Source organism: Nonomuraea sp. B12E4 (assembly GCF_039871825.1).
Lineage (GTDB): Bacteria > Actinomycetota > Actinomycetes > Streptosporangiales > Streptosporangiaceae > Nonomuraea.
Genome location: NZ_JBDPME010000004.1, coordinates 217764 through 241047 on the forward strand (window position 1 = coordinate 217764; position 23284 = coordinate 241047).

General features: G+C 69.4%; 25 protein-coding genes. 1 reads left to right on the top strand and 24 read right to left on the bottom strand.

Annotated elements, in window-relative coordinates:
* Positions 1–56: 56 nt before the first annotated feature.
* The 9 genes from ABGB18_RS12310 to ABGB18_RS12350 are packed head-to-tail and all read right to left on the bottom strand — an operon-like array spanning position 57 to position 9172.
* Positions 57–923, bottom strand: coding sequence for a glycosyltransferase family 2 protein (locus tag ABGB18_RS12310; RefSeq protein WP_347695578.1), 867 nt, complete (start codon positions 921–923; stop codon positions 57–59).
* Positions 920–2365: an oligosaccharide flippase family protein gene (locus ABGB18_RS12315; RefSeq protein WP_347695579.1), complete on the bottom strand. Its 1446-nt coding sequence runs from the start codon at positions 2363–2365 to the stop codon at positions 920–922. The genes ABGB18_RS12310 and ABGB18_RS12315 overlap by 4 nt, the downstream gene beginning before the upstream one ends.
* A gap of 9 nt (positions 2366–2374) precedes the next feature.
* Entirely contained in the window at positions 2375–3337 is a 963-nt protein-coding gene (locus tag ABGB18_RS12320; RefSeq protein ID WP_347695580.1) for a hypothetical protein, read from the bottom strand.
* Positions 3337–4626: a DUF4910 domain-containing protein gene (locus ABGB18_RS12325; protein WP_347695581.1), complete on the bottom strand. Its 1290-nt coding sequence runs from the start codon at positions 4624–4626 to the stop codon at positions 3337–3339. Before ABGB18_RS12325 ends, ABGB18_RS12320 begins: the two co-directional genes overlap by 1 nt.
* A complete protein-coding gene (locus tag ABGB18_RS12330) occupies positions 4623–5642 on the bottom strand; it encodes an SDR family oxidoreductase (RefSeq protein WP_347695582.1) in 1020 nt (339 codons plus the stop codon). Before ABGB18_RS12330 ends, ABGB18_RS12325 begins: the two co-directional genes overlap by 4 nt.
* A 1-nt stretch (position 5643) precedes the next feature.
* Positions 5644–6294 (bottom strand): PIG-L deacetylase family protein, encoded by a 651-nt coding sequence (locus ABGB18_RS12335; protein ID WP_347695583.1) that lies wholly within the window; start codon positions 6292–6294, stop codon positions 5644–5646.
* A complete protein-coding gene (locus ABGB18_RS12340) occupies positions 6291–7067 on the bottom strand; it encodes a glucose-1-phosphate cytidylyltransferase (RefSeq protein WP_347695584.1) in 777 nt (258 codons plus the stop codon). The genes ABGB18_RS12335 and ABGB18_RS12340 overlap by 4 nt, the downstream gene beginning before the upstream one ends.
* Positions 7064–8272 (bottom strand): class I SAM-dependent methyltransferase, encoded by a 1209-nt coding sequence (locus ABGB18_RS12345; RefSeq protein ID WP_347695585.1) that lies wholly within the window; start codon positions 8270–8272, stop codon positions 7064–7066. Before ABGB18_RS12345 ends, ABGB18_RS12340 begins: the two co-directional genes overlap by 4 nt.
* Positions 8273–9172, bottom strand: coding sequence for a hypothetical protein (locus ABGB18_RS12350; RefSeq protein ID WP_347695586.1), 900 nt, complete (start codon positions 9170–9172; stop codon positions 8273–8275). It lies immediately after the preceding gene.
* Between the two features lie 53 nt (positions 9173–9225).
* Here ABGB18_RS12350 and rfbC point away from each other — a divergent pair, with 53 nt between their 5' ends.
* Entirely contained in the window at positions 9226–9804 is a 579-nt protein-coding gene (gene rfbC / locus ABGB18_RS12355) for a dTDP-4-dehydrorhamnose 3,5-epimerase (RefSeq protein WP_347695587.1), read from the top strand.
* Here rfbC and rfbD read toward each other — a convergent pair.
* From rfbD to ABGB18_RS12430, 15 genes are all read right to left on the bottom strand, one after another.
* Entirely contained in the window at positions 9786–10697 is a 912-nt protein-coding gene (rfbD, locus tag ABGB18_RS12360; protein ID WP_347695588.1) for a dTDP-4-dehydrorhamnose reductase, read from the bottom strand. The genes rfbC and rfbD overlap by 19 nt on opposite strands.
* Positions 10698–10726: 29 nt before the next feature.
* A complete protein-coding gene (gene rfbB, locus ABGB18_RS12365; protein ID WP_347695589.1) occupies positions 10727–11653 on the bottom strand; it encodes a dTDP-glucose 4,6-dehydratase in 927 nt (308 codons plus the stop codon).
* Positions 11650–12717 (bottom strand): glucose-1-phosphate thymidylyltransferase, encoded by a 1068-nt coding sequence (locus ABGB18_RS12370; protein ID WP_347695590.1) that lies wholly within the window; start codon positions 12715–12717, stop codon positions 11650–11652. Before ABGB18_RS12370 ends, rfbB begins: the two co-directional genes overlap by 4 nt.
* Before the next feature lies 1 nt (position 12718).
* Positions 12719–14173 (bottom strand): sugar transferase, encoded by a 1455-nt coding sequence (locus ABGB18_RS12375; RefSeq protein ID WP_347695591.1) that lies wholly within the window; start codon positions 14171–14173, stop codon positions 12719–12721.
* Between the two features lie 283 nt (positions 14174–14456).
* Positions 14457–14807: a hypothetical protein gene (locus tag ABGB18_RS12380; RefSeq protein ID WP_347695592.1), complete on the bottom strand. Its 351-nt coding sequence runs from the start codon at positions 14805–14807 to the stop codon at positions 14457–14459.
* An 89-nt stretch (positions 14808–14896) separates the two neighbouring features.
* Positions 14897–15520: a GntR family transcriptional regulator gene (locus ABGB18_RS12385; protein WP_347695593.1), complete on the bottom strand. Its 624-nt coding sequence runs from the start codon at positions 15518–15520 to the stop codon at positions 14897–14899.
* Positions 15517–16377 (bottom strand): EamA family transporter, encoded by an 861-nt coding sequence (locus ABGB18_RS12390; RefSeq protein WP_347695594.1) that lies wholly within the window; start codon positions 16375–16377, stop codon positions 15517–15519. The genes ABGB18_RS12385 and ABGB18_RS12390 overlap by 4 nt, the downstream gene beginning before the upstream one ends.
* A gap of 18 nt (positions 16378–16395) precedes the next feature.
* Positions 16396–16776 (bottom strand): hypothetical protein, encoded by a 381-nt coding sequence (locus tag ABGB18_RS12395; RefSeq protein WP_347695595.1) that lies wholly within the window; start codon positions 16774–16776, stop codon positions 16396–16398.
* Positions 16777–16812: 36 nt separating this feature from the next.
* Positions 16813–17352: a GNAT family N-acetyltransferase gene (locus ABGB18_RS12400; protein ID WP_347695596.1), complete on the bottom strand. Its 540-nt coding sequence runs from the start codon at positions 17350–17352 to the stop codon at positions 16813–16815.
* A gap of 36 nt (positions 17353–17388) precedes the next feature.
* Positions 17389–17763, bottom strand: a complete 375-nt coding sequence (locus ABGB18_RS12405) for an MmcQ/YjbR family DNA-binding protein (RefSeq protein WP_347695597.1) — start codon at positions 17761–17763, stop codon at positions 17389–17391.
* A 190-nt stretch (positions 17764–17953) separates the two neighbouring features.
* Positions 17954–18373: a VOC family protein gene (locus ABGB18_RS12410; protein ID WP_347695598.1), complete on the bottom strand. Its 420-nt coding sequence runs from the start codon at positions 18371–18373 to the stop codon at positions 17954–17956.
* Between the two features lie 197 nt (positions 18374–18570).
* Positions 18571–19467, bottom strand: coding sequence for a discoidin domain-containing protein (locus ABGB18_RS12415; RefSeq protein ID WP_347695599.1), 897 nt, complete (start codon positions 19465–19467; stop codon positions 18571–18573).
* Between the two features lie 2 nt (positions 19468–19469).
* Positions 19470–21035 carry an alkaline phosphatase D family protein gene (locus ABGB18_RS12420; protein WP_347695600.1) on the bottom strand — a complete coding sequence of 522 codons (1566 nt, stop codon included), beginning with the start codon at positions 21033–21035 and terminating at the stop codon, positions 19470–19472.
* 482 nt (positions 21036–21517) lie between these two features.
* Positions 21518–22444, bottom strand: coding sequence for an MBL fold metallo-hydrolase (locus ABGB18_RS12425; RefSeq protein ID WP_347695601.1), 927 nt, complete (start codon positions 22442–22444; stop codon positions 21518–21520).
* A gap of 592 nt (positions 22445–23036) precedes the next feature.
* Positions 23037–23234: a hypothetical protein gene (locus ABGB18_RS12430; RefSeq protein ID WP_347695602.1), complete on the bottom strand. Its 198-nt coding sequence runs from the start codon at positions 23232–23234 to the stop codon at positions 23037–23039.
* Positions 23235–23284: the final 50 nt, after the last annotated feature.

Here is a 23284-nt window from a genome sequence, read left to right on the forward strand (position 1 = left end):
ATGGAAACCCTAACCGCAACCCGGGTAACACCCTGCGAGAATTGGGGTGCGATGAGTCATCGGTTCAGGGCCATCCTCAAAAGCCTGCGGCCACGGTGCCGGACCGTGCGCCGGTGGCGCGTGACGTACATGTTGAGCACCGCCCGGCGGGCCAGCCCGCGCTGCTCCGCGCTCAGCTCGAAGCGCGGCAGCCCGCGCAGGATCTCCCTGCACTCCAGCAGCGTGGCGAACCTCGCCTGCCACCGGCCCACCCCGATCTTCCGCGCGATGCCGGCCAGCGACTGGCTCTCCCACCCCCGCCCGCCCAGCACCTCGGGCACGTGCCCCCACGGCCCGGCCAGGGCCAGGTTGGCGGCCAGGATCTGGTCCTCGTGCAACATGACGCGGCGGTCCATGGCGAGCACCGTCTCGCGCCGCAGCAGCCCGTAGAGCGGGTCCAGGGTGAGATGGCTGTCGTTGAGCAGACGCAGCAGCTCCGCGAACCTGGTGATCGGGTCGTCCGACAGCAGGGCGGTGCCGTCGTAGGAGCCGCTGTGCTTGCCGCCGTCCGGGCCGGCGTACTCCATCTGGCTCGTGACCAGGACCAGCCGCGCGTCCCGGGCGTACAGCTCCAGGCAGCGCGAGGTGTAGGCCGGGTCCAGCCAGTTGTCGTCGCCCACCCACCGGAAGTACGTCCCCCTGGCCAGCCCGAGCACGGAGGTGAAGTTGCCGACCAGCCCCACGTTGCGCGGCTGGCGGTGGTAGCGGACGCGGCTGTCGGCCGCGGCCAGCGCGCGGGCGAGCTCCCCCGTCTCGTCCGTGGAGGCGTTGTCGCAGATCACCAGCTCCAGATCGGCGTGGTCCTGCGCCAGCACGGACCTGACGACCGGCTCCAGCCGCGCGGCCCCGTTGTAGACGGGCAGGCCGAAGGACACGAGCGTCATGGGGAGACCTTCTTTCCTGTCAGCTGTCTCAGCACCGCCGGGGGCAGCACGACCGCTGCGAAGACGACCATGCCCGCGCCGCCCACGACGACCAGCTCCAGCAGCGGATTGCCCTCGAACGCGCCGGTGAACAGCACCATGAGCGTGCCGGCCGCCAGCGTCGCGAGGCCGGGTCGGACCAGCCCGGGCATCACGGGCGCCAGGCGGATGCCGCGCCGGTGCAGCAGCAGCACGCACAGCGGCAGCGCGACGAGCGCGGCGGCGGCCGCGTGGCCGATCGCCGCGCCGCGGATGCCGCCGTAGTGGGCGCCCACCATGAGCGCGGGCAGCAGCGCGGCCGCCCAGCCGAGGTTGAGCCAGATCGTGCTCTTGGTCGCGCCCATCGAGGTGAGGATGTCCACGGCCAGGAACGACGTGAGCATCCGCACGACCATCAGCACGGCGAGCCAGCGCAGCACGCCGGCCGAGGGATCCCACTCCACGCCGTAGAGGAAGGCGATGAGCGGATGCGCCAGCGTGGCCATGACCAGCGCCACCGGAAGCACGAACGTCACGAGCATCGGTACGGACCGCCGCACCCCCTCGGCCAGCGAGTCGCCGTCCTCGGCCAACCTGGAGAAGCCGGGTAAGGAGACGTACCGCACCGCCGTGCCGATCACCCCGGGCACCCAGCTGGAGACGTTGAAGGCCAGCAGGTAGTAGCCGAGCTGCAGCTTGCCGAGGATCGCGCCGACCACGACGAAGCTGGAGTTCATCAGGACGGCCTCCAGCCCGAAACCGGCGGCCGAGGGCAGCCCGAAGCGCAGCAGCCTGCCGGCGACGTCCCGGTCGAAGCCGATGGCCACGGGCACCCGTGCCGAGACGAACACGATGGCCCCGGTGACGACCGCCTGGGCCACCTGCCCCCAGGCGAAGCTGTAGGCGCCCGCGCCGCCGGCGGCCAGCGAGATGGCCAGGCCGGCGTTGACCGCGAAGCCGGCCAGGTTGGCCAGGGCCAGCTTGTCCTGCGCGAACCTGCGCATCAGGGCGGCGCTGCGCACCGCGGTCACGGCCTCGACCAGGATGACCATGGTGAGCAGCCGCACCACCCCGGTCGCCTCCGCGCTGCCGGCCAGTTCGGAGAACCAGGGTGCGCCCACCCAGAAGATCCCGTACAGGCCGGTGGCGAACAGGAAACCGAGCACGGTCGCGGTCGGCGCGATCTCGTCGAGCCGGCCGCGCCACTGGACGGTGGCGGCGATGATGCCCGCGTCCTTGATGTGCATGACGAACTGCGTCGCCGCCAGGGCGATCGCGTATATACCGAAGTCCTCGGGCGCGATGAGGCGCGCGAGCACGAGGCTCATCGCGAAGGAGGCCGCCTTGGTGACGACGTTGCCGAGCAGGCTCCATCGCAGTCCACGGCCCGCCTTACGACCGATGGACTCGACTTTGTCTTCCATTCATGCCTTTCACCCGACCCGTTCCAGCCAGATCTCTCGCCAGAACGGGACGAATTCGCGTGGACAGTTGAGGCTGTGCACCCCCTCGCACACGACGTCGTCGAGCACGATGCAGGGGTTCTTCATGTACAGCATCCGGCCGGTCTTCTCGTCGATGCACCGGTCGACCCTGGCCCTGACCCGGCGGGTCTTGCCGCAGTGGCGGGCCATCTCCTGCTCGAATCCCATGCCGCGGTTGAGCAGGTCGGTGTTGAGCGTCCTGAGGATCTCCTCCTTCGGCTTGATCCTGACCAGCTCGCCGGGGCGCAGGTCGAGGATCTCCGTGGGCGTCGGCCCGGTGACCCCGCCCCTGAGGAACCCCCACGGCAGGCCGCCCTTGATCCACAGGCGGCGGGGCAGGGCGCGCCTGGCCGCGTTCTGCAGCCGGTTGAACAGGCCGATCGCGATGCCCTGCACGGTGCGGCGCAGGCCGACGTTGCCCGAGCGGACGTCCTTGGCGTACTGGGAGACGTCCTTGAGGGGCACGCAGGCCGGCGCGGCCCGCAGCAGCTCGGTCGCCTGGCAGGAATATCGCTCCGGCCGGTCCGGACGGCGGGTGTTGACCTCCAGCAGCGGCAGCAGCCGCGAGCCGGAAGCCGGCCTCGTGGGCGCCGCCTCCGAGGGCGCTCCGTCCACCCGCCTGATCCAGGCTTCCTTCCAGTACATGGAGCAGGCGGTCTGGCACCCGCCGTGTGCCGAGCCGTCGCAGCGCGCGCCGGTCAGGTGCACGGCACGCTCCATCTTGCGCAGCCCGGTGCGGGTCTGCGTGTCACAGAGCTTGTGCGCGACCTTGTGCACGGTGAGTCGCCGGCCGCAGTAGGCGGCCATCTCGGGCATGAACGGCAGCCCGTCCAGCTCGCCACGCTCATCCAGCGTGGCGAGGATCTCAGCTTCATCGCGCACTTCCACGACGTCTCCGACCCTGAGGTCCATCACGTCTTCTCCTTCACCAGTCCGGCATCAAGCAGTGCCTGGGCCGCCCCTTCCACAGCGGCGAAGGGCAACTCGGATCGTCGGGCGATGTCGAGCAGGCTGTGCTCCCCGTCGGACAGGTTCAACACCCATAACATCGCCATCTGGGCCTGTTTCGTGTCACTCCGCCCGCCGAGGGATTCGTAGAGCCCTCGCCTGCCGAGCTGCGGCTCGCCGTACGGGCTGAGGTTCAGGTAGGTACGGTCGCCCTCCAGCACCTCGACGACCCGGTTGAGGACGTCGAGGGTGTCGGCCAGGGCCGCCGGAGTGACGAACCCCGGGTTGTCTCCCGAGGTGTGATATTCCGGGTATTGGGCGTACGGCGTCCTCGTCAGGCTGCCGAACGGCAGGTTGAACCCGGGCGAGCAGAACTGGCGCTCGTCGTACCCGTACGGCGAGAAGTCCAGCACCTCGTGCGGCCGGTCACGCAGCACGTACGTGACCGCCCGGTCGATCCCGGCGTCCCCACGCCGGCTCCGCTTGTACGTCAGAGCCCCCGGATCCCCCGCGCACGCCAGAGTCAGCCCGCCCGCGATCAGCCGCACGCGTTCCCTGTTGAGCGCCAGCCACGTGATCGCCCCGATCGTCCCCGGCATGAACAGGAACCGGTAGGTGTAGCGGGGCCGCCGCAGCCCGAGCGCCAGCGCCACCGCCACCGCGACGCCCGCCATGTTGTCGTTGGCCAGCGACGGATGGCAGACGTGACACGACACGACCACCTCTTCGGCCAGCTCGCCGGGCACCACGTGCTCGGCGATGGTCAGCGAGCCGTCCGCCAGCGTGGAGTCGATCATCACCTCGTAGGGCCCCTCGCCGAGCCCGTCGAGCACTTGCCGGCTGAGGCAGAACCCCCAGGTCTCCGCGTAGTAGCTGGTCCGGTAGGGCACCAGCTCCGGCCGGTCGGGCAGCGTGTGCAGGCGCGGCCGCAGCTCCTCCAGCGTGTACGTCCCCGACACCGGCACGCTGTAGCCCACCACGTGCAGGTTCGACTCCCGGAAGTCGATCACCCGCCGCCCGGCGGGATCCTTGACGTAGGCGTCGCGGATGTTCCACTCTTTCGGCACGTTCCAGTCCAGCACCTCCGTGCCCGTCGGCACCTCGGTGACCTCCAGCGGCAGATGCTCGCCGACGATCTCCAGGGTCCGCCGCACGCCGTCGCCGGTGATGCTGCGGCAGATCGGATACAGGCGCTCGACCAGCGCGTGCATCTCCTCGCCGGTCATCGAAGGGATCGATGCGGGAACCGTCACGGGCGCAGCTCCGCGTCGATGGTGCCGATCTCGCGGCGGTCGGCCAGCCGCGCCAGCCGGGTGAAACGCCGGTCGAAGTCGTGGTGCGTCAGCCCGTAGGCGCGATAGGCCGCCGCCAGCTCCTCGGCGCCCGCCCTGACCGTCCAGCGGGCTTCGTAGCCGGGCAGCGCCGCGCGTATCCGGGAGAAGTCCACCCGGTAGGAGCGCGGGTCGCTGCCGGTCTCCCCGGTGATCAGCAGCTCGGCCCCGGGCACGGCCGCGACGACCTCCTCGGCGATCTCCGCCACCGTCACGTTGTTGCGTTCGCTGCCCACGTTGTACGCCTGGGCGTGCACGGCCTCCCGCGGCGCCTCGATCGCCCGCAGGAACGCCTCGGCGATGTCCTCGGCGTGCACCAGGGGGCGCCACGGCGTGCCGTCGGACAACACCCTTACCTTGCCGGTGAGCACGGCGTGGCCCACCAGGTTGTTCAGCACGATGTCGGCCCGCAGCCGGGGCGAGAACCCGAACGCGGTGGCGTTGCGCATGAACACCGGCGAGAAGTCGTCGTCGGCCAGCTTCGCCAGGTCGTCCTCGACCCTGACCTTCGACTCCGCGTACGGCGTCACCGGCCGCAGCGGCGCGTCCTCGTTCACCAGCTCGTCGCCCCCGGAAGCGCCGTAGACCGAGCAGGTGGAGGCGTAGACGAACCTGCGCACCCCGGCGTCCCTGGCGAGCCGGGCCAGCCGCACGGAGGCGTGGTGGTTGATGTCGTAGGTCAACTCGGGGGCCAGCGAGCCGAGGGGGTCGTTCGACAGCGCGGCCAGATGCGCCACGGCGTCCACGCCGGCCAGCAGCCCGGCGGGCACGTCGCGCAGATCGACGGCGTGCCCCGGCGGGTCGTCCGGCGCGGGGCCGAGCACGCAGTCGGCGAACAGCCCCGAGTCCAGGCCGATCACCTCGTGTCCCGCCGCCAGCAGCACGGGGGTCATCACGCTGCCCAGGTAGCCCTGGTGCCCGGTCAAGAGAATCCGCAAGTCAGCCTCCAGCCAGATCAATGGTCAACTTGGTGACGTGGAACGCCTCGGCGTACCGGGCGTCGCACTCGATGCCCCGGATGCGGGCGAGGCCGAGGAAGGCCTCCCGGTCGTACCAGGGGCGGTGGCGTTGTGAGGGGTAGTGCTCCTGCAGCAGGCGCACCTTGGTCTCGGCCACGCCGTCGGCGAGCGGCTGGTAGACCGTGGGCCGCCCGAGGTCGCCGTCCCACTTGACGATCTCGTAGCCCAGCGCCAGGTGGTCGCGCCAGACCGTCGGCACCAGCTTGGCCAGACCGCGGTGGTCCTGGTGGGCGTCGCCCGCCCAGGGCGCGAGGATCAGGTCGGGCCGCGTCCTGGCACGCAGCTCCTCCAGGGCGTTCTTGGCCTCGTCCCAGTGCGCGGGCAGCCGCCCGTCGGGCAGCTCCAGCACGGTGAGCGACAGGTCGGCGCCGGGGCAGAAGGCCGTGAGCGCCTTCAGCTCCTCCTTCTCGCGCTCGGTCCCGCCGCCGGACAGGACCAGCGCGTCCACCCGCAGCCCGGGGCGGGCGGCGCAGAGGGTGTACAGGCTCCCGCCGGCCCCGATCGCGATGTCGTCGCAGTGCGCGCCGAGCGCGACGACCCCGTCACAGGCCGCGGGCCGCAGGCCGATCATGCTTCCCACAGCGCCCAGGGCCGCTCGCCCCGCGCCCAGGAACGATCCAGCTCCAGCCGCTGGTTGACGGTGTCACTCGGCCGCCAGTAGCCGCGGTGCGGGTAGGCCAGCAGCCGCCCCTGCTTGGCCAGCTCCGCGCAACCGTCCGCGACCAGGTCGCCGTTCTCCGGGATGTGGTCGAAGACGTCCTGGCGCAGCACGAAGAAGCCGCCGTTCACCCAGAGCGGCATCTGGCTGACCGGCGTGATGCCGCCGACCAGGCCGCCCTCGCTGACGTCGATCACGTGGAAGGTGTTCGTCGGCGGGACCACCATCATCGAGGCCCCCGCCCCGGAGGTGGTGAAGCGCTCGATGATCTCCGGCAGCGGCGCGTCGGTGAGCACGTCGGCGTAGTTGGCCAGGAACATCTCGTCTCCGTCCAAGTACGGTCGGGCCCGGCGTAAGCGCTCGCCGATCGGGGAGTCGAGCCCGGTGTCGATCAGCGACACCTGCCAGTCGGAGATGTCGGTGGACAGCAGCTCGATCCTGCCGTCACGCAGGACGAAGTCGTTCGACCCCGTCTCCTGGTAGGTGAGGAAGAAGTCCTTGATGTGCTGGGCGCCGTAGCCCAGGCACAGGATGAACTCCTTGTGCCCGAAGTGCGCGTAATAGCGCATGACATGCCAGACCAGCGGGCGCGGGCCCACGAGCTGCATCGGCTTGGGCATGTCGCCGCCCGGCAGGTCGCTGCGCATCCTGGTGCCGCGCCCGCCGCAGAAGAGGACGACTTTCATGCGACGACCTCCAGAGCAGGGATGGGAAAGACCAGCGCGCCGCCCCACTCGCGGACGTAGGCGAGCTGCTCGACCAGCTCGTCCCGCAGGTTCCAGGGCAGCACGAGCACGTAGTCGGGCCGGTCGGCGGCGATGCGCTCCGGCTCGAAGATCGGGATCCGCGATCCCGGAGTGAACTTGCCGTGCTTGTACGGATTGCGATCCACCGTGTACGCCAGCAGGTCCGGCCGGATCCCGCAGTGGTTGAGCAGCGTGTTGCCCTTGCCCGGGGCCCCGTACCCGACCACGGTCTTCCCGGCGTCGGCGGCGTCGATCAGGAACCTGAGCAGGTCCCGCCGCACCTTGGCCACCCGCGCCGCGAAGTCCTCATACCCGGACAGCTCGTGCAGCCCGGCGGCCTTCTCCCGCGCCAGCACCTCGACCACCCGCGGGGAGACGGGGGCCTCCGCCGGCTGGGCCCAGAGCCGGATCGACCCGCCGTGCGTGGGCAGCGGCTCCACGTCCACCAGGTGCAGCCCGCCACTGGCCAGCGCCCGCTGCGCCGAGGCGACCGTGTAGTACTGGAAGTGCTCGTGGTAGATCGTGTCGTACTGGTTCAGCTCCATCAGCGTCAGCAGGTGCTGCACCTCGATGGAGACCCGCCCGTCGTCGGCCACCAGCGCCCGCAGGCCCCGGGTGAAGCCGACGACGTCCGGGATGTGGGCGTAGACGTTGTTGGCCACCACCAGGTCGGCGGGCCCGTGCTCGGCCCGCACCCGCTGGCCGACCTCCGGTGAGAGGAACTCCGTGAGCGTCGGCACCCCCTTGTCGATGGCGGCCCTGCCGACGTTCGCGGACGGCTCGATGCCGAGGCAGCGCACGCCCCGCTCGACCACGTGCCGCAGCAGGTACCCGTCGTTGCTGGCCACCTCCACCACGAACGAGTCCGGCCGCAGTCCCGCCCCCTCGACGAACCGGCGCGCGTGCTCGACCCAGGAGGTCGAGTAGGAGGAGAAGTAGGCGTACTCGGTGAACGTCTCCTCCGGCGTGATCAGCGGCGGTAGCTGCGCCAGCCAGCACGTCGTGCAGACCCGCAGGTGCAGCGGATACGTGGGCTCGGGCGCGTCCAGGCGCTCCGCCGTCAGGAACAGCTCGCACGGCGGGGTCGCCCCGAGGTCCACGACCCCGGCCAGCCCGCCCGCGCCGCACAGTCGGCAGGTGGTCATTCAGCTCACTCCAGCCAGGGCTCGGGCCTCGTAGTCCAGCGCGAGATCTTCGGGCATCGCGGCGAGATCGTTACAGCGCACGAAGTCGCGCAGCGTGGTGCCGGTGCACTCGGCGTCCACGTTCGGCGCCCCGCGGTGCGCGCGCACGTCGGCGAGGTGCACGGTGCGGAAGTCGATGCTGAAGCGGGTCCTGCCGGAGGTGTTCGGCACGGTCGAGTGGAGCTGGGCGCCGGAGAACATGAGCGTGCCACCCGCCTCGGGCACCACCCGGACCTGCGGCTCCAGCTCGATCTGCTCCTCGGGTCTGGGCTGCACGCGGGTGTCGCTGCGGATGTGGCCGGCCGCGCTCTGCCGGCTCGTACGGTTCCACTCGGCGTAGTCGTAGCCCGCGCTGCCGTTGCGCACCGGCTGGTCGAAGTAGCGCGGGTGGAAGGCCATGACGTTCTCCGGCACCACGTCGTAGACCGGGATCCACCAGTTGACCTGGCTGAACGGCGCCGAGTACCAGCAGTCGCGGTGCGGGTGGAAGGCGTAGGAGATGCCGGAGACGAGGTAGTCGTTGGAGGTGGAGGTGCGCAGCCGGGGCACGTCGAAATAGGTCTGCCCGAGGTCGCAGCCGCGCTCCTCGATGACCGCGGGCAGTAACTTCTTGCACCGCGGGTGGTGGATGAAGCGGGGCTTGAGGTCGGCGAGTAACTTCGCGAACTCCTCGACCGGCATCTCGTGCTGCGCGGTCTCCGGGTTCACGTCGCCGAACGCCTCGGAGATCAGCTCCCGGGCGAAACCGATCAGCTCGGTCGTGGCGGGCGAGGCGGCGTAGACGAACACCTCGCCCTGGAAAAGCAGCCTGCGCCGGACCTCGTCGGTTACGGCGCTGTTAGCGAAGACCGAGGTCATCATTAAATATCCCTCTCTCTATCTGTTTTTGGTGAAATATCTGGCATGCTGCGATCATGGATCGCCTCTCGATCGAGGGCTCGTGGCATTTCCGGCCCACCGTCCACACCGACCCCAGGGGCAGCCTCGCCGAGGCCTTCCGAGCGGCCAGGCTGCCGCACCGGCTGGACGTCGCCCAGGTCAACTGCACCGTCTCCAACGCCGGCGTGCTGCGCGGCATCCATTTCGCCGCGGTCCCGCCCGGTCAGGCGAAATACCTGATGTGCGTGTCCGGCCGGATCATGGACGTCATCGTGGACGTGCGGGTGGGCTCGCCCACCTACGGCCGCTGGGAGGCGGTGATGCTGGACGACGAGACCCGGAACTCCGTGCTGATCGCCGAAGGGCTGGGGCACGCGTTCATGGCGCTCAGCGAGCAGGCCACGGTCGTCTACCTGTGCTCGCAGCCGTACACGCCGGGCCGGGAGCACGGGGTCGACCCGATGGACCCGGCGATCTCCATCGACTGGCCCGCCGATCTGGAGCCGGTGCTGTCGGAGAAGGACGCCAAGGCCCCCACCCTGGAGGAGGCGCGGGTGGCCGGGCTGCTGCCGGACTACGAGGCGTGCCGGAAGTTCTACGCCACGCTGCATTGAGGACCCGCCTTCGCCTCCGGCCGGGTCGTGCTCGCGGCGTCCGGCCCCTGACCCGTCACAGCGGTCCCCGTGAGCACCGGCCAGGCGGCGTGCAGGGCCTCCTGCCAGTGCCGGATCGGCGCCCACCTGGTGTGCGCCAGCACGCTGTTGGCCGGCCGCCGGGCCGGCCGCGGGAAGGTGGCGGCGGGCACCGGCCGCACCCGCGCGGCGTCCGCGCCGAGCAGCATGAAGATCTCCTTGGCGAGCCCGCACCACGTGGTCTCACCCGCGCTGGTGCCGTGGTAGACGCCGGCCGGCAGGGCCGACTGTGCCAGCCGGACCAGGAAGTCCGCCAGGTCGGCCGTCCAGGTGGGCTGCCCGCGCTGGTCGTCGACCACGTCCACGGTGGGCCGCTCCCCCGCCAGCCTGATCATCGTGCGCACGAAGTTCGGGCCGTGCGCGCCGTAGAGCCAGGCGGTGCGCACCACGTAGTGCCCGTGCTCCAGCGCCGCGCGCTCCCCGGCGAGCTTGGTCCGCCCGTACGCGTTGACCGGGCCGGTGGGTGAGTCCTCCCGGTACGGCCGGGAGCCGTCCCCGTCGAAGACGTAGTCGGTGGACACGTGCACCAGCCGAGCCCCGGCCAGGTCACAGGCTTCGGCCAGCCAGTGCACGGCGTGCCCGTTGACCGCCAGCGCCTCGGCCTCGCGCGTCTCCGCGTCGTCCACCGCCGTCCAGGCGGCGCAGTTGATCACGACTCGGGGCCGGTAGGCCGACACGAAGTCGCGTACCGCGCGCTTGTCGCACAGGTCCAGCTCCTGACGGCCGAGCGCGAGCACCGGCTCGCCCGTCGCCGCGGTCCTGTCGAGGGTGTCGGCCGCCAGCATCCCGCCGCCCCCCGTGATGAGCCACCTCATGTCGCCCTCGCCTCCCGGCGCAACCGCACTCAACTGACCCACCAATCGCGATGCTCGGCATACCAGCGGACGGTGTCCTTCAGCCCCTGCTCGAACGGGATCTCCGGCCGGTAGCCGAGCGCCCGCAGCTTGGCGTCGTCCAGCGAGTACCTGCGGTCATGGCCCTTGCGGTCGGCGACCTGCTCGACCAGGTCCCAGCCCCGGCCGCAGGACTCCAGCAGCAGCGCGGTCAGCTCACGGTTGGACAGCTCGGCCGTGCCCGCGATGTGGTAGACCTCGCCGGGCTCACCCCGCTCCGCGACCAGCCGGATGCCCGCGCAGTGGTCCCGCACGTGGATCCAGTCCCGGACGTTGCCGCCGTCCCCGTACAGCGGCACCTTCCGGTTCTGCAGCAACCGCGTCACGAACAGCGGGATGACCTTCTCCGGATACTGCCGCGGGCCGTAGTTGTTGCCGCACCGGGTGATCGACACGTCCAGCCCGTGCGTGATCGCGTACGCCTGGGCGATCAGGTCGCCGCCGGCCTTGGACGCCGCATACGGCGACCGCGGCCGCAGCGGCGCGCTCTCGTCCCAGGAGCCGATGTCGATCGACCCGTACACCTCGTCGGTGGACACCTGGACCACCTTCGGCACCCCCGCCTCCAGGCACGCCTGCAGCAGCGTCTGGGTGCCCAGCACGTTGGTCCGCACGAACTCGGCGGCGCCCTCGATCGACCGGTCCACATGCGACTCGGCCGCGAAGTTCACCACCAGGTCGTGACCGGGCACCACCTTGGCCAGCAACTCGGCGTCGCAGATGTCGCCGTGCACGAACTCGTGCGGCACCTTCTCGAGGTTCGCCCGGTTTCCGGCATAGGTGAGCCTGTCCACGACGGTCACCGACATGTCATGCAAACTGCGGGCGAAATGGGAGCCGATGAACCCCGCACCGCCCGTCACCAGGACTCTTGTCATGAACTGATCTGCACCTTGCTGTGATCGCCCAGTACGAGACGATGGGCTTTGGGCGTGTTGGGCGCCGGGGTGACCTCGACGTCATGGCCGATCAGCGACGACTCGATCCGGCCCACCCCGGCGATGGAGGCCCGGGGCAGCACGATCGAATACTCGATCTCACTGTCGGTCACCGCGCAGCCGGCGCCGATGGAGGTGAACGGCCCGACATAGCTGTCGCGGATCCGCGCCCCCCGGCCGATGATCGCCGGGCCGACGATCCTGGACCGCTCGACCACCGCCTCCGGCTCCACCACCACCCGGCCCACCAGTTCGCTGGCCGCGTCCACCCGCCCGCTCACGCCGCGCTCGACCGACTCCAGCAGCAGCCGGTTGACCTCCAGCATGTCGGTGACGTTGCCGGTGTCCTTCCAGTAGCCGGAGATCACCGACGACTCCACCCGCAACCCCGCCTCGATCAGTCCCTGGATCGCGTCGGTGATCTCCAGCTCACCCCGCCGCGACGGCTTCAGCTCCGCCACCGCCGCGTGGATCTCCGGGCCGAACAGGTAGACCCCGACCAGCGCCAGATCGCTCTTGGGCAGCTCCGGCTTCTCCTCCAGGCCGATCACCCGGCCCCCGGCGTCCAGCTCGGCCACCCCGAACTGGGTCGGGTCGGCCACCCGGGTGAGCATGATCTGGGCCGCCGGCCGCTCCCGGGCGAACCGCTCCACCAGGTCGTTGATGCCGCCCACGATGAAGTTGTCACCGAGGTACATCACGAAGTCCTCCCCGCCCAGGAACTCCCGGGCGATCAGCACCCCGTGCGCCAGCCCGAGCGGCGCCTCCTGCCGCAGGTAGGTGACCTGCAACCCGAAGGCCGAGCCGTCCCCCACCGCCGCCTCGATCGCCGCGTGCGTGTCCCCGACCACCAGGCCGAGCTCGGTGATCCCGGCCGCCGCGATCGCCTCCAGGCCGTAGAACAGCACCGGCTTGTTGGCGACCGGCACCAGTTGCTTGGCGGAGGTGTGCGTGATGGGCCGGAGCCGTGTGCCCGACCCGCCGGCGAGCACGAGTGCTTTCACGCTAGTAAGCCCCTTCTCCACGGGTGACGACGGACCAGGTCTTCCAGAGGATCTGCAGGTCGAGGATGAGCGACCAGTTCTCCACGTACCTCAGGTCGAGGCGTACGGACTCCTCCCAGGTCAGGTCCGAGCGGCCGCTGACCTGCCAGAGGCCGGTCATGCCCGGTTTGACGACGAGGCGGCGGCGTACGTCGGCGCCGTACTGGTCCACCTCGTCGGGCAGCGGCGGGCGCGGCCCGACGAGGGACATCTCGCCGCGGATGACGTTGAGGAGCTGCGGCAGCTCGTCCAGCGAGTATCTGCGCAGCTTGGCGCCTACGCGGGTGATCCTTGGATCGTTCCTAATCTTGAAGAGCACCCCGTCGAACTCGTTCGCGTCAGCAAGCGTGCCCTTGAGTTGCTCCGCATCAGCCACCATCGTACGAAATTTCACGAGACGGAAGTTTTTGCCGCCTTTGCCGACCCGTGTCTGGTAGAAGAACGCCGGCCCCGGACTGGTGAGGCGGATCACCAGCGCGAGCCCCAGCAGCGGCAGCGCGAGCAGCAGCAGCGCGAGCGCCGCCCCCAGCCGGTCGAAGCCGGCCTTGACGACCTGCCTGGCGCCGTCGAACTCGGGATGCTCCACGTGCAGCAGCGGCATCCCGGCGACCGGCCTGATGCTGATGCGCGGCCCCGCCACGTCGAGCAGCGCGGGGGCCACGAAGAGGTCGGTACGCGCGCTCTCCAGGCTCCACGCCAGCCGGCGCAGCGCCGCCCCGTCGAGCTCCGGACAGGCCAGCACCGCCACGGCGTCGGCCCTCTCGCTCTCGACCACGCTCGCCACGTCGCCGAAGGAGCCCAGCACCGGGATCCCGTCCAGGTCGACGTCCACCGTGGCATCCGGAAGGCAGGCTCCCACCACCCGCATTCCGTGATAGGGCTGCCGCCTGAACTGCATCACCAGGTCGAGGATCGACTCCCGGTGTCCTACCGCGATCACCTCGCGCATGTAGTCGCCCGCCGCTCTCCTTCGGTGGAGACGTTTGCGCATCCGGTGCCGGTAGTAGAGCGTGACCAGCAGTGCCAGCGGCAGCATCGCCATCACGAAGCTGCGCGCGATGGCGGTCTGCGTGGCGTAGGCCAGGATGGCGACGGTGGCCATCAGGCCGATGCCGCCGTTGAAGACGGCCTTGAACTCCTCCGTTCCCTCACCGTTGGCGCGCTGGCGGTAGGCTCCGCCCATCATGAGCGCGACCGGCCAGACGATGACGAGCCCGAATCCCAGGACGAATTCGACCAAGGGTATGTAGGCCCCGGCGACCAGTCGCACGCTCAGCACGCATAAGCACGCGAGCAGCGCGCACATCGTGTCCCCGCATAACAGGAGCCGTAAGTACGCCCGCGTCCAGATGCTCGACGCACGGCGTGGCACGGCCTTGAGGAGCACGGCAACGGACTCCCCAGTCCCCACCCTCATAGCACCACCCTGTGACAACTCTGTGCACCGCGATAACTTGACGTTCCTTGAACCACATGGGTTGACAAGTCCCACGCACAATCAAGGGCGGCGGCCCCCACTAAAGACTAAAGATCGATTCCGCTATCGGGAATAACGTCAAATGTCCACAACCGGACGATTGCCGGGTGCCGCTGGGGCTTGACGGAACGATCCAAAAGTGCCAGCAGCAGAGAGGAAAGTGTGAGGTTTACGGCGGTGTTTCGCCAGGTTGCCGGGCGATGAACCGGACAGTCAGGCGCGGCTAGTCGTACTCCAGATCCGGCAATGCGGATGGCGGGTCCGGGCTGCGCCAGACGACCACAACCCCGTCATGCGCGGAATTGGCGGCCACGGTCAGCCGTTCAAGGTCGAAATCGGGCAGGTAACGCAGACGGGCGATAAAAGTGGCATCCGTGGCCGAACGCGGCACCACGCAGCCTTCACCGTCACGGTCGAGCAGAATGAAGAGGACGTCTTCCGCGGATTCGGCCACGACACGGACCTCCACCACGTCCTCCCACGCGAGGGCCTCGACGCTCCCGTCCGCGTAGTGACGGGTGACGCCCTCTTCCGTGACATACACGTAGGAGTCCGGCATCGGGTTGCCGTGCATGGCCGCGATTCTTGCGAGTTCCGGGGCAGTCCCGCAAGGGTTCGGACTTAATGGTGCGGATCCCCCGCAAAGGACGGCTCCGCGGGTGGCTAGTGCGAGCCCCACGAGTGGCTGAGATGTGCCGCCACCGCCGCCCGCGCGGCGTCCGCCGGCCCGTCGGCGATCGCGTCGAGCAACTCGCGATGCTCGCGAACCAGCACATCCCTGTCCTTGTAGATCTCCCGCAGCCGGACGAGCCCCAGCCGGGTCTCGGCGGCCAGCACGCCGTAGAGGCGCTCCAGCCGCGGGCTCCCGACCGCCTCGATCAGCGCCTCGTGGAGGGCCATGTGCTCGGCCACGGCCTCGGACCACGGCCCGTCGGCGGGCAACGCGTCCATCCGGGCCAGCGCGGCCTCAGCCTCCGGTACCCGCCGCCCGGTCACCGCCCGGGCCATCAGGTCCTCCAGGGGCCGGCGCACGTACATGAGGTCGTCGAGGTCCGAGATCGTCACCTCAGGGACATAAGCGCTGCGATTGCGCTCGCGCCTGAGCAGTCCCTCGTGGACCAGGATGGCCAGCGCCTCCCGCACGGTCGGCCTGGCGACGCCGTAGGATGCGGCGATCTCCTGCTCGGGCAGCGAGGTGCCGGGCTCGATCTCGCCGGAGAGCACTCTGCCGCGCAGGGCGTCGGCGAGCGCCCCGACGGTGGAGACGGGTCTGAGCGGCAACGTCACGGCTGCGACTCTAGCTCCCTTTCCGGTACGACCACCGCCACGAGGCCGAGAGCGAGCAGGACTAGTCCCGCGATCGAGACCGGGGGCAGCCGCTCGCCGAGCACCACCAGGCCGAGCAGCGCGGCGACCGCCGGTTCGGTGAGGGCCAGGGTGGCGGCCGTGGCCACGGGGGTGGTGCGCAGGCCCCGGCCGTACAGGAAGTAGGACAGGGCGGTGGTGCCGAGCCCGAGGTAGAGCACGGTGAGCACCCCGCGCGGCGCGGCCAGCCACTCGACCCCGCCGGCGATCAGGACGGGCACCATGATCGCGGCGGCGCCGCCGAACATCACCCCCATCACCGCCCCGGACTCGGCCCCCCGGCCGATCGCCGAGGACGCCACGACCGCGTAGAAGGCGTACAACAGGCCGCCGAGCAGCGCGAGCAGCACCCCCGCCAGGACCTGCCCGCCCGCCTCGGCCCCGCCGCCGGCGATCAGCGCCGCGCAGCCGCAGACGGCGGCCGTGGTGGCCAGGGTCCACCGCCCGCTGGGCCGCCGGCCGTGCCACAGCCAGGAGAGCAGCCCCGTGAACACGGGCCCGCTGCCGATGGCCACCACGCTGCCGATGGCGACCCCGGTGCGGGCGATGGCGGCGAAGAAGCACAACTGGTACCCGGCCACCGCGACGGCGCCCAGCAGCAATCCCGGCGAGATCACCGTGCGAAGGCGCGTCCCGGCGAACAGGGCCAGCGCCGTGCCCCCGATGACCAGCCGGGCGGCGGCCAGTGCCACGGAGTCGGCGGAGACGAGCAAACCCGCCGTGCCAGCGGTCCCCCACAGCACGGAGGCGGCGACGACGGCGAGCGGTCCGTTCTTCATGCGGCCATTGTCTGACAATCAGACAATGTCGTCCAGTAGCTGGTCGATAAGTCGCGCCGCCGGGGCCGCCACCTCCCCCGCGTAGTCGTCGAGCACAGCCAGGCCGTCGTGGATGCTGGCGAAAGTCTTGCTCGGCAGTTCGAGCAGCGGCGGCCCGTCCTCGGCCGTGACGACTCCCGTCACCTGGAAGGAGTTGCCGGTGGCCGCGATGGACACCTCGAAGCGCACCTCGCGCCCGTCGGGGAGCATGAACAGGGTGCCGACACGGGCGCCGGCCGGAGGGAGGAAATAGGAGAAACGCTCGCTTCTCACGAAGGGATGACGTAACTCCGCGAGAGTCTCCGACGCCCGGCTCAGGGCCGCCAGCAGCCCGGCCGCGGCCAGACTCTCGCTGTCCACCACAAAAGGGTAGATCAGCCGACCGATCGCTGCCACTCAGTCGCCGGCGAGGCGAACATGCCGCTCAACATCGAAGCCCCCGCCCTCGTAACCGCCCGGACCCCGGCCCCCTTCGTGGCGCCCGCCTTGGAGGCGCCTGCCGTCGTGACCGCGCCCGGCCCGCTCGATGCCCTCCGCCCGGAATCCGGCCTTGACCGCGACCCGGCACGAGGCCGGGTTGTTCATCCGATGCCGGAGCTCCAGCCGGGAGAGCCCGCGCTCGCCGAACGCCCACCGGGCCAGCCGCCTGGTGGCGGCCGCGGCGATCCCCCGGCCCCTGGCCGCCGGCATCACCCAGTACGACACGCATCCGTTGCCGTAGCCGTCGATGCCCAGCACCGCGACGTTGCCGACCACCCGCCCGCCGGCCGTCACGGCGAAGGCATGCCCCGCCCCCTGCCACGAGGCGATCCAGCCGTGGGCGTCCTGCAACGTGAGCACGGGGAAGGGCGCCTGCCGCCGCAGATCGGGGACCTGGAAGGCCCGGAACACCACCGGCGCGTCACCCGCATGCCACTCCCGCAACCGAACGTCCACACCCCACCCAGCGCACCCAGCGGGCCCACCATTCCCCTACAGCACACCGTCCTCCCGGGGGGCGATCTGATGAGCCGCCTCGAAGTCCGCCACCATCCCCTTGGGCGCGGTCAGGCACCACGCCTCGGCCATCAGCTCGAACAGCTCATCGGCGTCGATCCTGTCGAGATGCACGACCACCCACCCGAACCGCCCCGCCGTGAACTGCACCTCGAACACGTCGGGCCGCTCGGCCACCAGCGCGATCTGCTCCTCGATCGTGGCCTTGAGCCCGACCGTCTCGGTCGCCTCCCACAGATAGCCGAACCCCTTGCCGTGCACCTTGAGCCCGACCCACTCGCCACCATGGCTCATCCGGACATCCGGCAGCTCGTCCAGCAGCTTGAGAAACTCGTCGACGCTGACACTCATGCCGCCTGTGTACCAGGTCCGGCCGACACTTCCGCGACCGGACGGCCTCCTCGGGGCTCAGGAGCTTCGGGCAGTCCCGGTAATCACCCGGCCGCCGCCGTGACGAAACCGGCTCGCCCGCAATGGCGAGATCCCCCGATCCCGCAATGAAAATCGGCCGCCCGCACAATGGTGAAACCCGGCCCGTACCTCACTCGTAGTAACGGACTTCGAGCACATTGCCATCCGGGTCGGGAAAATAAATGGTCTCGGGGGCGATGCCCTGGGCGCCGAAGGTGTTGGTGCTCGTCCCAGTGATCTCCACCCCGTTCTGTTTCAACCGGACCTGGAGCGCGTCGAAATCCTCCTTGCCCACCGCCAGGCAGAAATGATTGATCGGGTGCCCGGCGGTGCCGTTCACGCCGGTGCCCTCGTCCACCCCCCTCGCCGCGTCGTAGGCCATCAGGTCGAGGATGGTCTCGGCCGAGATCCGCACACTCGGGAAAGCCGCCTTTCCATCCTTGAACTCCTCCGCCCGCACCCCGGGCAGCCCGATCACCTGCTCGTAGAAATGCAGCGAGCCGAGCTGATCCGAGACCCAGCAGACGAGATGGTCAAGGCGCACGTCCATGAAATACCTCCGCTCCCGTCCAATATCTGTCGCCCGATTCCCACTGTCCATGGCCCAGGCGCCGGGACGCGATACCGCGTACCCAAATCATGGAAGGGCCGGATGACAGCCATGTAAACATTCCTTGTCCACCCCCGACGGAAAACGCGACGACCTGCGAGGGACGGTCACGCGGGTGACCGTCCCTCGCTTATTGATCAGGAGGCGAAGACCTCGAGTTCGACGATCCGCGAGTAGTCGTCGGCGCCGTTACCGGCGAGCAGGAGCACGCGCAGGTCGCTCGTCCGTACGGGTTCGAACGTGGTGTCGACCACCCCCTGGGTGTTGCCGCGTACCGACGCGACCGTCCTCCACTCGCCGTCGGTGAGGGTCTGGACATCCCAGTCCTTCAGCCCGTAGCGCGCGGCCGGATACTTCGTGTTGTCCAGTGTGTGCAGGGTGACGCGCCCCACGGTCTGCGGGCTGTCCCACCGCAACTCGAACCAGTCCGGCCAGATCGTCGAGTTACCGTCGTTCCAGCCGGTGGCGGTGCCCCAGTGCTCGCCGTCGGAGTCCCCGTCGACCGCACCGCAGACCGGGTATCCGGCGTGCACGCTGGACGCGCTGATCTTGGAGGCCGACCAGGCGAGATCTCCGTTCGGGTCGGGAGCCGTGGCGGTCACGTTGATCGCCGCGGTCGCCGTGGACTTCCCTGCCGACACCTTGAACGGGTAGGACCCCGGGTCGGTGCCCAGCGGCGCCGTCACGGGGATGGGCACCTGGGCGGTGTAGCCGGCGGGCAGGTACGTCGAGATCATGGTGCGCTGCAGGGTCAGGGCGCGATCGGCCGACAGCGTGGCGTCGGCATAGACGGCCTGCGTGCCCGCGTTGGTCAGCCGTACGGTGACCGGGGCGCCGCCGCACTGACCGGTGGAGATGTTCAGCCCCGCCGAGTCCTCGGCGACCGAGACCTCGACGCCCGGCTCGCGGGGCGCATTGCCGTGCCCCGAGCCGCTCGCGTTCGCCACCGCGGGCCCCACCAGCAACGCGATCGAAGCCGCGGCCAGGACCGCCACCGAGGTTCGGGGGCTGCGCAGGAAGGTGAAACGGGTCATGGTCATACCGCCTTCAGGCCGGGCTCGGCCCGTTCGGAGACAAAGGAGGTCCGGGTCTCGACGGGGGCACCGCGGCGGGTCACGTACGGCAGGACCCGGTAGTCGGCGCGAATCTCATCGCGGTTCACGTCGAAAGTGACGTAGCCCCGCTGCCCGTTCTCGAACTTGCTGTGGGGGTTGGCCTGCAACTGCAGCTCCAACTGGGGACTGGTGTCGAACCCGTCGCGTCCGCTGCTGATCGAGGTGCCGACGAACTCGACTCCGACCGTCCGCGAGTTCATGTCGTCGAAGTTGAGCTTCAGGTCGTTGGCGTAGTTGGTGTGGGTGTCGCCGGTCACGACGCAGACACCTTCGACCTCGCGCTCGACGATGCCGTCGAAGAGCCGCTGCCGGTCCTCGGGGAAGCCGTCCCAGGCGTCCACGTTGAGCCCGGGCGGGTTGGTGAGGGTGGTGCGCTGCTCGGCCAGCATCACCTGGTTGGCGATGACGTTCCAGCGGGCCTCCGATTCGCTCAGCCCGTCGAGCAGCCAGCTCATCTGGGCCTCGCCGGTGATCGTACGCGGCTGGGCGTTCCGGTACTGGCGGGTGTCGAGCACGCTGACCTGCATCAGGTCGCCGAAGTCGAACCGCCGGTAAAGCTGGGCGTCGGGCCCGCTCGGCAACTGCTCGAGGCGCAGCGGCTGGTGCTCCCAGTAGGCCCGGTAGGCGTTGGCCCGCTGCACGAGGAAGTCCTCGACCGGCACGGTTCCCTTGACCCCGCCTGCGTAGTTGTCCACGACCTCGTGGTCGTCCCAGGTGAGGATCCAGGGCAGGGCCGCGTGCCCGGCCTGCAGGTCGGGATCGGCCTTGTACAGCGAGTAGAACAGCCGGTACTGGTCGAGGGTGACCGGTGCGGCCTGGAAGATGTCCGGCACCTGGGCGGAGGTGTCGAACCGGTCGCCACCCACGGTGTTCACGGCGTTCTCGTAGATGTAGTCGCCGAGGAACAGCAGGACGTCCAGGTCCTCCTCGACCAGGTGCTGGTAGGCGGTGTAGTAGCCGTCCGGGTAGGCCTGGCACGAGGCGATGCCGAAGCGGAGCTTGGAGAGCCGGTCCCGGGACTCCGGCGCGGTCTTCGTCCGCCCTGTCGGGCTGAGGTAGGAGCCGGCGCGAAAACGGTAGAAATACTCCCGGCCCGGCCGCAGGCCGCGCGCGTCCACATGCACCGAGTGGCGATACTCCGGATGGGCGGTCGCCGAGCCGGCGCGTACGACGTTCCGGAACCTCTCATCCGTCGCAACCTGCCACTCGACCTTGTAGTTCTTGTCCGGCATCCCACCCAGCGGATCGAAAATCTCCGGAGCGAGACGGGTCCACAACACCACCGCCGTCGGGAGCGGGTCACCGGAGGCGACACCGAGCGTGAACGGGTCCGAACGCAGTTTCTTCGAGTCGGCGCTGGCCGTGTTACCGCTCGCGAGGTTCGTCCCTAACGCCAGCGCCATCGCGGCACCGCTGACGGTCAGGAACCTGCGCCGGGTATGCGGCACGGCCCGCCGAACCTCATCCTCCTGCGAAGTGTTTGTCATCGAGGCAGCCTTACCTAGATCGGATAGATCGGTACAAAGCTCACCATCGGCACATAGCGGAAGGATGGTGGAAGGTTGGCCGAGCAACGGCCGGTGAGTGAACCAAACTGGATCACCACCGGAACATCACCCGCCGGCCAGCCCCCCTCGCGAGCCCGGGCAAGGCTGGTCGAGCCCCACGGCCGTCACCGCCGTCGCGCTGATCGTCGCCGGGCTCGTCGCCTTCATCCGGGCCGAACGGTCCGTGTCAGGAGACCGTTGGACTGGGGCAAATGCGAGTATGCGATCGCGCGCGGCCCCGTGGGCCCGGCGGTGAAACTCATCGTGGAGACCGTACAGACACCCCAGCCCCGGTACGCGGCGAGCAGCGCCCGCGCCATGATCGCTTGTCGCGCCGGCCCCTGCGCACCAGAGACCGGTTTCTGGCCCGCTTCCTCGACCTCGATGCCGCCACCCGCCGGCACGGCGGCACGGGAGGCGTGTCAGTGCTGGTGCTGCTCGGGCAGGTAAGCCTCGGCATGAGCCCAGACCAGCACGTTGGCCACGCCCTCCCGCTCGAAGAACGCGATCACCTCCCGATCGGAATGCCGCAGGCTGAAATGGGTCAGCACGAAAAGGGTTTCCGGGTGCGCCACGACGAACGGCTTGAGCTGGCTCCACACCGTATGCCCCACACGGCGGGCCCGATCGAGCTCCGCGTCGTCCAGATACGTACACTCGGTAATGATGATCGGATATTCGAAGAGCCCCGGGCTGCGCCCGAGCGCGTCGGCGTGCGTGTCACCGAGATAGGCGAACAACGGCCGCTGGACCTGCCGGTCGACGGCGATGCCCTTCTTGCGGTGGTCCGCGACAAGCCGCCCGAACTCACCGGCGCCAAGCGTCGCCTTGAGCTCCTCGATCTCCGGGAGCAGCGCCCGCCGGTTCTCCGAGACGCAGTACCCGACACTGGGCACCTTGTGCTCGGTATCGAGCACCCGCACGGTGTGGGAGCCATGCTTGCCGAAGCAGAGCTCCTCCCCCGGCCGCACCCCGTGCACGCGGGCACCGGCGGCCAGGGCCGGATCGAAGGCGGCCACCTGGTTCAGCTCGGTCGTCGCGCGCAGGTAGCCTCGCACGTACGGTAACGCCTGGTCAGGCACGTAGATGTCGACGCCGGTCGCACGGGTCGCCAGAAAGTCCAGGTCCTTGGAGTGATCCAGATGCGTGTGCGTCAACAGCACCGTGTCCACCTGGCGACCTTCCGCCAACCCGGCGTCGAGGCCGAGCTTCAACTCGGGGATGTGGAAGAACGTCTTGTCGTTGGCGCGCGAATATCCGGTGAGCGTCAGCTGTGTACCCGGCAACCGCCACGTCTTCCACTGCCGAAACGGATGCCCACGCTCCAGAAGCTCAGAATGCATGATCATGTCGAGGACAATAGCCCCGATGGCAGGACCCGATCGCGCAGAGCACCTGAGGGCCGCCGCTCGTACTCGCGGATCCGCCCGTGTCCGGCCACAGCCACTCGAAGATCCCGCCGCCTCTCCCATGATCAACGACGCACCATTACGCATCCGACTCGGCCAAGCAGTGGTCGAGCAGACGGAAGGCGACCTCCCGCTGGCCTGAAGACTCCGTCGGCCCCACCCCACCTGCCAGGGATCGGCGGGGGCCGACGGTTTGCCACCAACCGCCCTCAAGAGATCAGGTGACCTACCCATGATGTCTCATCCACAGCCCGGCCCTGCACCTCAACCCGGAGGTGCTCGACGCTGATCGTGATCGTGCTGGTTCTGGTAGTCGGGATTCAAGCCGGATACAGCTCCGGGAAATGCCCGTCCCGCCGATCCCGCAGTACCCGTTGGGCACTCTGTACAGATGCTGGTGGTAGCGCTTCACTTGAGGCACGTTTTAGAGTGCGAGTAGACTGCTCATACGCACAAGATCCTGCTCAGTAAGGTCAACCAGGGTCAGGCCCGCACCGAAGGTTCGCAAGAAGGTAGCCTCCGCCAAGGACGATCACAAAGGACGATTGTCCTCCGCCCGCAAGATCTCCTCGGCGCGTTCCGCGAAATCCGACTCTGCCTCCAGCATTCCGATGAAGGGCAGATCGCGCACCGCCTGCTGCTCATCGAGCTGATCCCGGACCAGACGGAGCAGAGGCGCGACCTTCTCTTCGGGCAGCCGGTCCACCAGGTGATGAAGTTCCTCGCGCATCACGCTGATGCCACCAAGTTTACGAGACATGAGCGTCCCAAGGTTGGGAC